Below are 10,925 nucleotides of genomic sequence, written 5' to 3' on the forward strand. Positions count from 1 at the left end.
AAACTAGCTCTACGAGACGCTCAGCTTAGTTATATCATGACAGTTCTAGCGAGCCCGCTTGTGGAGCTTTTAAAAGGAGGAAAAACGTATGAGAAATACAGTGATTTTTGTAAAAGAGTTAAAAAAGTCTTTTAAAGACAAAGAAGTTTTAAAAGGGGTGAATATTGAGGTGCAGCGCGGTGAAATTTTTGCACTGCTGGGTTCAAATGGAGCAGGCAAGACGACGACAGTTAACATTCTTTCAACACTGATGAAGGCTGATAGCGGCGAAGTAAGTATTTGCGGATTTGACGTCCAACGTCAACCGGCTGACGTCCGTCAGAATATCAGCCTAACGGGGCAGTTCGCAGCGTTAGACGGCATGCTTACTGGGAAGGAAAACCTGATCATGATCGCCAAATTGCGAGGGGTATCTAATCCTAATGAAGTAGCTGACAATCTTCTTGCAAGATTCAGCTTGACCGATGCAGCCAATCGCCGGGCGGATCAATATTCCGGTGGAATGAAGCGCCGACTTGATATAGCTATGAGTCTGATTGGCAGGCCAGCCGTTATTTTTCTCGACGAACCGACGACCGGACTTGATCCGGAAGCCAGGATTGAAGTCTGGAACACCATCAAAGAGCTTGCTGGCGATGGTACGACCATCTTGCTCACGACTCAGTACCTGGAGGAAGCTGAACAACTGGCAGATCGGATAGCCATCCTACATGGCGGAAAAATCATCAAAACCGGTACCCTTACCGAACTTAAAGAGATGTTCCCGCCAGCAAAAGTGGAATACATTGAGAAACAGCCAACATTGGAGGAAATCTTCCTCGCAATCATCGGCAAAAAGGAGGAAATATAAATGAAAAACAATACAGGTGTATTACTAGGACGTTTGATGCGAAATATTATGCGCAGCCCGGATACGATCATTACGGTGGCAATTACGCCAATTATGATGATGCTACTTTTTGTCTACGTGTTTGGTGGCGCTATAAATACAGGAACAGCCAATTACGTCAATTATTTATTGCCGGGAATCCTGCTGATGGCTATCGCATCCGGCGTCGCTTACACTTCCGTGCGGCTATTTAATGATGTGAAAAGTGGACTGATGGCCCGTTTCATTACTATGCCTATCAAACGTTCTTCGGTATTATGGGCTCATGTGTTGACATCTTTTGTTTCCAATGCGCTTACTATCGTAGTAGTTATCCTCATCGCGCTCTTGATGGGTTTCCGCTCCAGCGCTGATATCCTAGATTGGTTTGCGGTAGCCGGGATACTAGGGCTGTTTACGCTAGCCCTGACATGGTTGGCCATTATTCCAGGATTGACAGCAAAATCTATGGAAGGAGCCACAGGCTACTCGTACCCGCTAATCTTCCTGCCTTTTATTAGTTCCGCCTTTGTTCCCACTGAAACGATGCCTAAAGCTGTTCGTGCATTCGCTGAGAACCAGCCCGTGACTTCAATCGTGAATACAATTCGTGCACTCTTGTATGAAGGATCAGTTGGCAACGATATCTGGAGTGCCCTCGCCTGGTGCCTAGGTATCATGGTCATCGCTTACTTTTTAGCTAGTAAAGGATTCAAACGCAAATTAGGGTGAATTTTATAAACTGAGCAAGCTACCCAAGGTATATGGAATCATCTAAATTTTAATGTGAAGTATTGATAGCATAAAATAGGGTTACTTCTAGTTATCGTAATGTGAATTATCCGTAGAAATAAAGAAGACCTTGAACAAGGTCTTCTTTTATTCATCATCTTCCCATTCATTTTGTTGTTTTTTCTTAAATGGTACGCATAGTTCATGGCTATAAGACCGCATACAAAAATAATGCCTCCAAATAATACTCCATTACTCTAATTAAATCCTGAAGTCACAGATGTTAAATAGGCAGTAATTGAACCGATTACTAACAGGACGAATAAACTCAGCAAAAAAGAGCGAAAAGGTCTTTTTATTTCTTTTTCCTGTTCTAAGCTAATACTTAGAGATAAATAGCCGTATACAACGCTAGATAGAATGAACAAAACCCATAGTGAATTTGCCTTCATCTTTTCTAATCCACCTTTTAAGAAATCATGACCAAGAATAAGTAAAACTCCAAGTATTTGAATAATATATGCAATTTTAATATGCTGCAAATTTAAAAAGGTGAACCTCTGATCAACTATCTTTTTCATTCAAAATCACTCCTTGTCTATCCAAAATAATTCGTCCAATGTTTCTTTAACGACATAGAAAATTCTTCATGTTAACCCATTCCAGGTCATAATTAATATTATTAAAGCTGCTTTGGAAGAAGTGAAAAAATAAGTTAGGTTAATATAATACCTGTTTCAGCAATTAAAACGGCTTTTAGATCAATAAATCTAGTTTTTCATTTTCTGTCATAAATATCTTTGTTTAATTTGTAAAAATATTTTGAATTAATGATCGGTCTATGATAATATTTAAATCAGTAAATCATATATAAAATTCAAAATCACATATGTGATTCAGAAAGGGTTTCTTTATGTCAGTAAAATCAGCAGAACGTGTATTGAGGGTATTTGAATTGATTGCTCAACATCCCGAGGGACTAACAGTAAAAGAGGTTAGCGATTTACTTTCGCTTCCGCAAAGCAGTACGTTTAATCTTGTGGGAACACTTCATAATGAAGGGTATTTGAATCAGGACTCATTAAAGAGGTATAAGCTAGGGCCAAAGCTAATTCAAATTGGAACAGCGGCTATGGAATCATTGGATATTTCTTCTGAGGGAAAGCCGTATTTAAAGGAACTGATGGAGGATGTTCAGGAAACGGTATTTATGGCTTTGTTGTCAGATGGAGAATTAGTCTATGTTGTTAAGATTGACAATAATCGCTCTATTAGAACAACAGCTCAGCCTGGTAACCGTAAGCCGCTCTATTGTACAGGATTAGGAAAAACCTTTTTAGCTTTTCTTCCTAAAGACCAGCGAGAACAGTTGCTTGAACATATAGAGCTACTGCCTATTACGGATTATACAATCACAGATAAAAAAGTGCTTAATGACAATCTAGATTCTTTTATTCAAATGGGCTATGCAATTGATGATGAAGAAAATGAAGAAGGATTATTTTGCCTTGCTGCACCTGTATTTGGAGCAAAGGGGAGCATTCAAGCTGCTATTAGCGTAGCTGGGCCTAAAGAAAGAATGCTGAAACATAAGGACTTTATAGTAGAAAGGCTGCTTCAAACGTCAGCTAATATATCGTTTATCGCTGGATATGAAGAGATAAAGAGATAAATGAAAAGAGGGGTAAAATGGATGTGATAAGCATGGGGGAAACAATGATTCTGTTTACCCCACACTCAAATGGAAAAATGAGATATGCTAAAGATTTTTCTTCAAAAATTGCAGGGGCAGAAAGTAATACGTTGATTGCCCTGTCAAAACTCGGTTATCAAACGGGATGGGTTAGCCGATTAGGAAAAGACGAGCTAGGAGAGCGGATTCTTTCAAGTATTAAGGGAGAAGGAATAGATGTAAGACATGTGATATTTGATGATAATGCTCCTACAGGTCTGTTTTTAAAACAAAAAACAAATGAAATGAACAGTAAAGTCTTTTATTACAGACAAGGTTCAGCAGCAAGCTTTATGAATCCACATGATATGAATGAAGAGTACATCTCTTCTGCCAAATACTTATACGTGACAGGGATTACACCTGCGCTAAGCGATTCCTGCCACGAAGCTGTATTTCAAGCAATGAAAGCAGCTAAAAAAAATGGTGTAAAAATAGTGTTTGATCCAAATTTGCGAAAGACACTTTGGGATGAATCAACTGCGCGCCAAACACTCATCAAAATGGCTACATATGCAGATATTATTTTACCAGGAGTGAATGAAGGTAAGTTTTTATTTGAGAAGGATAACCCTGAAGACATTGCAACAGCGTTTCATCAATTAGGTGCAGAATTAATCGTTATTAAGCTAGGTGAGGAGGGAGCTTATTATTCGACTGAAAATGAATCCGCTTACGTAGAAGGTTTTAAAGTTGCGAGAGTGATAGATCCAGTAGGAGCTGGTGATGGGTTCGCCGCTGGGATACTATCTGGACTAATAGATAAATCTCCTTTAAAAGAAACAGTTAGAAGAGGGTGTGCTATAGGAGCGATGGTTGTCACCGTAGAGGGTGATATTGAAGGCTTGCCTGATAAGAAAGAGCTTTACGAATTTATGAATGCGATTACAAGAGAAGACGTTATACGATAAAAGAAAGGGGCTTACCCATGACGGATAGTTTATCACATTTATTAGAGCATAAAATCGTTGCGATTATTAGAGGAGCCAAACCGCAGGACGTAGTGAAAATTGCCTCTGCGCTTAATGACGGCGGTGTAAAAAATATAGAGATTACTCTCAATTCGCCGGACGCACTTTCAGCCATTAAAGAGGTTTCTACAGAGCTTGGTGATCAAGTGCTAGTAGGAGCGGGTACAGTGCTTGACCCTGAAACAGCACGGTCAGCCATTTTAGCAGGTGCAAAGTTTATTCTTTCTCCAACTGTTAACACGGAAACGATTAAACTAACAAAAAGATACGGTGCGGTTAGTATCCCTGGTGCTTTTTCACCTACTGAAATTCTAACGGCGTTTGAAAATGGGGGGGATATTATCAAAGTATTTCCTGCTAGGCTGGGGGCTAGCTATATTAAAGATATTAGAGGTCCGCTTCCTCATATTCCACTTCTTCCAACCGGAGGAGTGAGCTTAGACAATATTCAAGAATTTGAAGAAGCAGGTGCTGTAGGGTTTGGGATTGGAAGTTCTTTAGTAGATACAAATCGTGAAATTACTCATGCATACCTGCAGGAGTTAACACAAAAGGCTAAAGCATACGTAGCCGCAGTTAATGGTATAACGAAAGGGGAAAAAGTACATGAAAATTACTAATTATGAATTGTTCCAAGTACCGCCACGCTGGTTATTTTTAAAGATAGAAACAGACGAAGGAATTGTTGGATGGGGAGAACCTGTTATTGAAGGAAGAGCCTCTACCGTTAAAGTTGCAGTAGATGAGCTAATGGAGTATCTTATTGGCAAAGATCCATTAAATATTGAAGATCATTGGAACGTTATGTACCGAGGCGGTTTCTATCGAGGCGGACCTATTTTAATGAGTGCCATATCTGGGATTGACCAAGCTCTGTGGGACATAAAAGGAAAATATTACGATGCTCCTGTACATCAACTATTAGGCGGAAAAGCAAGAGAATCTATTAAAGTGTATTCGTGGATTGGAGGAGACCGACCTTCAGATGTAGGCGAAGCAGCAAGAGAAGTTGTCTCACAAGGATTTACAGCAGTAAAAATGAATGGAACAGAAGAGCTTCAATACGTAGATTCATATGAAAAAATTGATCAAGTAGTAGAACGTATCGCTGCTGTCAGAGAAGCAGTGGGGCCTTATGTAGGAATAGGTATTGATTTTCACGGACGAGTACATAAGCCAATGGCAAAAATTTTAGCTAAAGAACTAGAGGTCTATCGTCCAATGTTTATCGAGGAGCCGGTTTTGCCCGAAAACAATGAGGCATTAAGAGAAATTGCCAACCATGTATCCATTCCTATTGCGACAGGAGAAAGAATGTTTTCAAAATGGGAGTTTAAAAAGCTCTTAACAGACGGCTACGTTGATATTATTCAGCCTGATTTATCACATGCAGGAGGAATTACAGAATGTAAGAAAATTATTTCAATGGCTGAAGCCTTTGATGTAGCAGCTGCGCCTCATTGCCCGTTAGGACCTATTGCATTAGCCGCTTGTCTCCAAGTAGATGCAACGTGCCACAACGCATTTATTCAAGAGCAAAGCTTAGGCATTCACTATAACCAAGGCAGTGATTTACTAGATTATATTGTTGATAACCACGTATTTAAATATGAAGAAGGATTCGTAAAGATTCCTGATGGACCTGGCTTAGGTATTGAAATTAATGAAGACCATGTTAGAAAAATGGCTGATATCGGTCATAATTGGCGTAATCCAGTATGGCGTCATAAAGATGGTTCTGTAGCGGAATGGTAAAGGGGAAACCATTTTAGCAAGAAAGGTCTGATTGATAAATGACCGTCAGTCAGATCTTCTTTTTAAACTAGTCATATACAGGGGGATAAGGGAATGAAGGGGTATAGCGAAAAGCCGACTCGCGTTAGATTTCGTGTTTTAGCATTTATTTTCGTAAGCGTTGTCATCAACTATATGGATCGAAGTAATATTTCTGTAGCCGCCACAGCCATGTCCAAGGATTTAAAGCTATCATCAGTAGAACTGGGCCTTATATTTTCAGCCTTTGGATGGGCTTATGCCGCTTTACAAATACCAGGAGGGGTAATGGCTGACCGTTTTGGTGCTCGTGTTACGTATGCCGTTAGTCTAATTACCTGGTCTATTGTTACGCTGCTGCAAGGATTTACTAAGGGATTTGGGAGTCTTTTTGGTCTGCGTCTAGCCACAGGAGCATTCGAAGCACCGGCTTTTCCTACCAATAATAAAGTAGTTACTAGCTGGTTTCCAAATCAGGAAAGAGCATCAGCAATTGCTTTTTATACTTCGGGACAGTTTGCAGGGCTAGCATTTTTAACACCTACATTGGTGACCATTCAGCACTTTTTAGGGTGGAGAGGTCTGTTTATTACTACAGGGGTTATCGGTATAGCATGGGGCATTATATGGTACATCTTTTATCGTGATCCTTCTCAGCATAGCAAAGTAAATAAAGCAGAATTACAGCATATCGAAGAAGGTGGAGGCTTAGTTAAAGCTGCTGATAAGAAAGGAGAAAGAGCAAAATTCGAATGGGGAAATCTTAAAGAAGCCTTTTCTCACCGGAAGCTATGGGGCATCTACTTAGGTCAGTTTGCCGTAAACTCTACTTTATGGTTCTTCCTTACATGGTTTCCAACGTACCTTGTGGAATACAGAGGGTTAGATTTCTTAAAATCAGGCTTCTTAGCATCTGCTCCGTTTTTAGCAGCGTTTGTAGGAGTATTATTATCAGGCTTTGTATCTGACGCCCTAGTGAAAAAAGGAGTATCTTTAGGTATTGCAAGAAAAACACCGATTATCGTAGGTCTGCTTTTATCAACTTCAATTATCGGAGCCAATTATGTGAATAGCACATCTCTCATTATCATGTTTATGGCTATTGCGTTTTTCGGAAATGGCCTGGCCTCTATTACATGGGTGTTTGTCTCAACGCTAGCACCTAAACATTTAGTGGGTTTGACAGGGGGAGTTTTTAACTTTATCGGAGGTTTAGCTTCTATCATCGTTCCAATTGTTATTGGTTTCTTAGCTAAAGGAGGAAACTTTGCCCCAGCGCTAGTATTTATAGCGGCATTGGCTCTTCTAGGAGCACTTTCATATATCTTTCTTGTAGGAAAAGTAGAAAGAATTAAAGTGGTTAAAGATGAAAAATTGAATCGAGATATTGTGTAAGAAACTATCAAGAGCGATTTACATTTAGTAAAGATTGACGAATAAGCAAATCAAAGACCGTCCACAATTTCTAAAGTTATGGACGGTCTTTTTTATAGATTGCTTCGTAAGCTACATATATGACGAATAGGGCTATAAAAGTAATGCCTATTTCTATAAACGATCCGCAGATTATCCCTTCAACGCATATTTGGCCATTATAAAAAGATATACCCATACTTAACACCCTTATATATAGCGGTGTTAAAGTATATGTTTAAGTAGTCTTTTCTAGTTACCATAAAACCCATTATCGGAAATAATACAAAATTAGCTACTGTTATAATCTTTTTTAGTAAGTAAATAAGAAGGATGCTGTAACCCAGTTGGTTCATAAAACTCTTCACGTGGTTACCATAATGTCCTATATGGGAACCAAAAAAGCTATGAATATGTAGATTCATGGCCATGATTTTAACAACTTCCCCCCTTGTAAAAGGGGGAAATAAAAAAATTATGATCTGTCATAATGAATTGATGTAATTGCTGCAGAGTAGTATCCAAAGTAGAAGATAAAGAATCAGCAGCATATGCACAAACTGAAACTATACCCTCCTCCTCAACAAAATTATCGGCAGTTGATTCAAATTCTTCTAGTAAAAGAATATCTGGTTTCTCTGAAGCCCATTCTACGTGAGCCCATGTTCTTATCATCGTATTTTTCATTTTCAACATAGACAAATCTTCTTGAAAATGAGTAAGAATAGTTTTGGTGTGAAAATCACCATTTGCCAAGTAATAATCAAAATTATTAACTAAACGAATAGATTCTTTTTGTTTATGAATAAACTTTTTATCAATAGTAGCTTTTATTAGGGGAAGTGCCCTCATATTCTCAATTATCAATATACATTGTTTACTCTCTAATCCATTCTTAATAAAACGCATTAAATTATTTATGTAAAATTGTTTATCTTCAAAACGGTAAAAGACATGACCTTTATCAAATTTTTTAGAACTAGATATAGAGTTAATTGTTTTCATAGTTCACCTCAGAGTGGTTTTGGTAAAAATTTTAAAAAATCTACAGAGTAATAAGGTATTCTTATTTGTGTGAATTTTACATATTCCGACGTTAAATGTCCTTTAATATACAGAAAAACTAATGGATTAGTAATTTTCTGTTTTATGATGTGTATAACATACTAGATTTCTATTTATTGGATTAATCATATCACAGAAGGCGAATTCGGCTTTGATTTTTTTAATCCTTTGTAACAAATTGTTTAATAAATTATGAAGATTAGAGTAGAGAATTTTATACTGAGAAATTAACAAAAAAATAATTGTTTTGACACGTGGTGGTATAATTAGTATAAAAACTAAATAATAGCCTCAACAGGATTTTCGGAGGAGATCATGAAAGATGAAATAGGATTTTTAGGGGATAAAATCTTAGAATATAAATTTGAAATCGCTAATGAAGTACATGAAAATAGAATAGTTGATATTACAGAAGAAGAAAAGAAACAATTGTCTCCTCTTGAAGTGGAACTTATTAATATCCGAGCTCACTTTATAAGTCTATTTGGTGAAGTTCTTAGGAATTACTTAAATGAAGAAAGAGCACTCCAAAAATTTACACAATGGGGAAAAGAAACAGGGGAGATGTTTTGCAATTTGAAGGTGCCATTAGATGAAGCATTAAAAGATACAAAGTATTATCGCACTTTCTTATGGAAGACATTGAAGGAAGTAATAAAGGAAAATAATCTATCAATAGATACGGTATTTGAAGTCGGTGGAATTATTGATCCTCTGCTAGATCATGCTGCTTATTCCTTTAGTTTAAGTTATGTGCATTTCTATCAATTAACCCTTGAACGTGCGCAAAGCGCCTTTCTTGAATTATTGGTCCCAGTTGTCCCTTTAGCTAAAGGGATGGCTATTTTGCCTCTCATTGGAAATATAGATACGGAAAGAGCCAATTATCCAATGGAGGAAGCGTTGAAATCAGCGAACAGACTACAGCTTCAACGTTTAATAGTAGATTTATCGGGTGTTTATATTATAGATACCATGGTAGCAGATCAAATTTTCAAAGTGATAGACTCGTTAAAGCTTCTAGGTGTAGAAACAGTCTTAACAGGAATTCGTCGGGAAGTTGCACAGACTGTTGTAAGTGTTGGTATTGATTTTAATAATTTGACTATAAAATCAAGTTTACAAAAGGCGACAGAAAATCTCCTTATTCGTTTTTAAAACAATAAATAGGAAAGCAAGAAATAAAACGACTGCCTAAATGCATTCATAAATAAGAAGATGAGGGAGTGACAATTATTGAAAGGGATTATAGGCGTTGCTAAGTACTTAGATGATAATGCAGAAATGTTAGCAAATGAAATTGTGCAAGAAATTTCTCAGAACCCCAATTTTGAGGCTTTACAGGAGGAACTTGAACAAGCAATTATCGTCTATACTGAATTTATTAAGTTTTTAGGAAAGAGTCTCTTTAGTAGTGAAAACAACGTACCTGAAGGGCTTGTTGAATGGAGTAAGATCAATGGTAAGCGTACAGCATCTCAGGGGGAGAGAATCTCTATTATTATTACACGCTATCCTCCTACGCGCCTAGTCTTCATCGATTACCTTACTAAAATAAGTATAGAGCATGGACTTTCTTCAGAAGAAGTTGTATTTATTAATAAACGATTTAACTATTTGCTCGATATAAGTATTAATGAAACGATTATAGTATTTGAACAAGTGAAAGATAAAATTATTCAAAAGGCGCAACAAGAAGTATTGAAATTGTCGGTTCCTGTGGTCCCCATTCAAGATAAAACCGCCGTTCTCCCACTAATTGGCTCTATTGATTCAGAAAGAGCTGAATATATCTTGGAGAATGTTATTTTGAAAATTATTGAAATGAAGGTAGAGTATCTAATTGTTGATTTTTCAGGTATCTTAACTATAGACGCTATAGCTGAACGTTACCTCTTTGATATTTACAGTGTTCTTCGCTTACAAGGTATTGAGGTAATGATGACTGGTATACGACCTGAACTGGCCCAAACCATTGTTAGAAATGGAATCGATTTCTCATCTATTAAAACCTATGCAACGGTTAAACAAGCGATAGAAACTCAAAAAAGCTAGGGAATTAAGTTTCTCGGCTTTTTTGTAATAAGTTGATTTAAGTTGTATGTCATTTTGGCCCAATTACATCTGCAGGCTAGATTTCATCCTGGAAAAAATTTAGGACAGAAACCTTATAGTTTACTTCATATGAAAATTGATTAATTTCCTTATACTACTATTTGGTATAAAGAATAATTGGTTCATTTTTTAATATTTGAACGCGTAAGCATGAAGCCAGTAGTTCGTAATTTGTTTAATTTAGCTCTAATCCTAAAAGAAAAGACATCAAATTTGTAATCGTATATTTCCATTATTTAAATATAAATGGTTTATT

11 protein-coding genes are annotated in these 10,925 nt (G+C 37.3%); 9 read left to right on the plus strand and 2 right to left on the minus strand.

From position 1 onward, the window contains the following. Positions 1–88 precede the first annotated feature (88 nt). Together POF52_RS06220 and POF52_RS06225 are read left to right on the plus strand one after the other, a co-directional pair. Positions 89–850, plus strand: coding sequence for an ABC transporter ATP-binding protein (locus POF52_RS06220; protein ID WP_271990799.1), 762 nt, complete (start codon positions 89–91; stop codon positions 848–850). Beyond that, the gene (locus POF52_RS06225; protein WP_034649887.1) at positions 851–1,600 is read left to right on the plus strand and encodes an ABC transporter permease; all 750 of its coding nucleotides are present in this window, start codon (positions 851–853) and stop codon (positions 1,598–1,600) included. A gap of 257 nt (positions 1,601–1,857) precedes the next feature. Here the strand turns inward: POF52_RS06225 and POF52_RS06230 are convergent, their stop codons facing one another. Beyond that, the gene (locus tag POF52_RS06230; RefSeq protein WP_271990804.1) at positions 1,858–2,181 is read right to left on the minus strand and encodes a hypothetical protein; all 324 of its coding nucleotides are present in this window, start codon (positions 2,179–2,181) and stop codon (positions 1,858–1,860) included. A 332-nt stretch (positions 2,182–2,513) separates the two neighbouring features. Here POF52_RS06230 and POF52_RS06235 point away from each other — a divergent pair, with 332 nt between their 5' ends. The 5 genes from POF52_RS06235 (at position 2,514) to POF52_RS06255 (ending at position 7,471) form a co-directional block, all read left to right on the plus strand. Beyond that, positions 2,514–3,272: an IclR family transcriptional regulator gene (locus POF52_RS06235; RefSeq protein ID WP_176583115.1), complete on the plus strand. Its 759-nt coding sequence runs from the start codon at positions 2,514–2,516 to the stop codon at positions 3,270–3,272. Positions 3,273–3,289: 17 nt separating this feature from the next. After that, positions 3,290–4,243, plus strand: a complete 954-nt coding sequence (locus POF52_RS06240) for a sugar kinase (RefSeq protein WP_176583114.1) — start codon at positions 3,290–3,292, stop codon at positions 4,241–4,243. A 17-nt stretch (positions 4,244–4,260) separates the two neighbouring features. After that, positions 4,261–4,923 carry a bifunctional 4-hydroxy-2-oxoglutarate aldolase/2-dehydro-3-deoxy-phosphogluconate aldolase gene (locus POF52_RS06245; RefSeq protein ID WP_176583113.1) on the plus strand — a complete coding sequence of 221 codons (663 nt, stop codon included), beginning with the start codon at positions 4,261–4,263 and terminating at the stop codon, positions 4,921–4,923. Beyond that, positions 4,910–6,058 (plus strand): galactonate dehydratase, encoded by a 1,149-nt coding sequence (gene dgoD / locus POF52_RS06250; RefSeq protein WP_271990811.1) that lies wholly within the window; start codon positions 4,910–4,912, stop codon positions 6,056–6,058. The genes POF52_RS06245 and dgoD overlap by 14 nt, the downstream gene beginning before the upstream one ends. A 93-nt stretch (positions 6,059–6,151) precedes the next feature. Further along, positions 6,152–7,471, plus strand: a complete 1,320-nt coding sequence (locus tag POF52_RS06255) for an MFS transporter (protein WP_271990814.1) — start codon at positions 6,152–6,154, stop codon at positions 7,469–7,471. Between the two features lie 453 nt (positions 7,472–7,924). Here POF52_RS06255 and POF52_RS06260 read toward each other — a convergent pair whose 3' ends face one another. Next, positions 7,925–8,494, minus strand: coding sequence for an MEDS domain-containing protein (locus POF52_RS06260; RefSeq protein WP_176583112.1), 570 nt, complete (start codon positions 8,492–8,494; stop codon positions 7,925–7,927). A gap of 375 nt (positions 8,495–8,869) precedes the next feature. Here POF52_RS06260 and POF52_RS06265 point away from each other — a divergent pair, with 375 nt between their 5' ends. Both POF52_RS06265 and POF52_RS06270 read left to right on the plus strand, forming a co-directional pair. Continuing rightward, entirely contained in the window at positions 8,870–9,712 is an 843-nt protein-coding gene (locus POF52_RS06265) for an STAS domain-containing protein (RefSeq protein WP_271990817.1), read from the plus strand. 78 nt (positions 9,713–9,790) lie between these two features. Then, positions 9,791–10,609 carry an STAS domain-containing protein gene (locus POF52_RS06270; RefSeq protein ID WP_097825075.1) on the plus strand — a complete coding sequence of 273 codons (819 nt, stop codon included), beginning with the start codon at positions 9,791–9,793 and terminating at the stop codon, positions 10,607–10,609. Positions 10,610–10,925: the final 316 nt, after the last annotated feature.

This window comes from Priestia sp. AB (assembly GCF_028369225.1).
Lineage (GTDB): Bacteria > Bacillota > Bacilli > Bacillales > Bacillaceae_H > Priestia > Priestia megaterium.

What these genes read in the sequence shown, in the direction of transcription:
- POF52_RS06230 (WP_271990804.1), bottom strand. Translation starts at nt 2,181, where the DNA reads ATGAAAAAGATAGTTGATCAGAGGTTCACCTTTTTAAATTTGCAGCAT.
- dgoD (WP_271990811.1), top strand. Translation starts at nt 4,910, where the DNA reads ATGAAAATTACTAATTATGAATTGTTCCAAGTACCGCCACGCTGGTTA.
- POF52_RS06225 (WP_034649887.1), top strand. Translation starts at nt 851, where the DNA reads ATGAAAAACAATACAGGTGTATTACTAGGACGTTTGATGCGAAATATT.
- POF52_RS06220 (WP_271990799.1), top strand. Translation starts at nt 89, where the DNA reads ATGAGAAATACAGTGATTTTTGTAAAAGAGTTAAAAAAGTCTTTTAAA.
- POF52_RS06245 (WP_176583113.1), top strand. Translation starts at nt 4,261, where the DNA reads ATGACGGATAGTTTATCACATTTATTAGAGCATAAAATCGTTGCGATT.
- POF52_RS06235 (WP_176583115.1), top strand. Translation starts at nt 2,514, where the DNA reads ATGTCAGTAAAATCAGCAGAACGTGTATTGAGGGTATTTGAATTGATT.
- POF52_RS06260 (WP_176583112.1), bottom strand. Translation starts at nt 8,494, where the DNA reads ATGAAAACAATTAACTCTATATCTAGTTCTAAAAAATTTGATAAAGGT.
- POF52_RS06265 (WP_271990817.1), top strand. Translation starts at nt 8,870, where the DNA reads ATGAAAGATGAAATAGGATTTTTAGGGGATAAAATCTTAGAATATAAA.
- POF52_RS06240 (WP_176583114.1), top strand. Translation starts at nt 3,290, where the DNA reads ATGGATGTGATAAGCATGGGGGAAACAATGATTCTGTTTACCCCACAC.
- POF52_RS06255 (WP_271990814.1), top strand. Translation starts at nt 6,152, where the DNA reads ATGAAGGGGTATAGCGAAAAGCCGACTCGCGTTAGATTTCGTGTTTTA.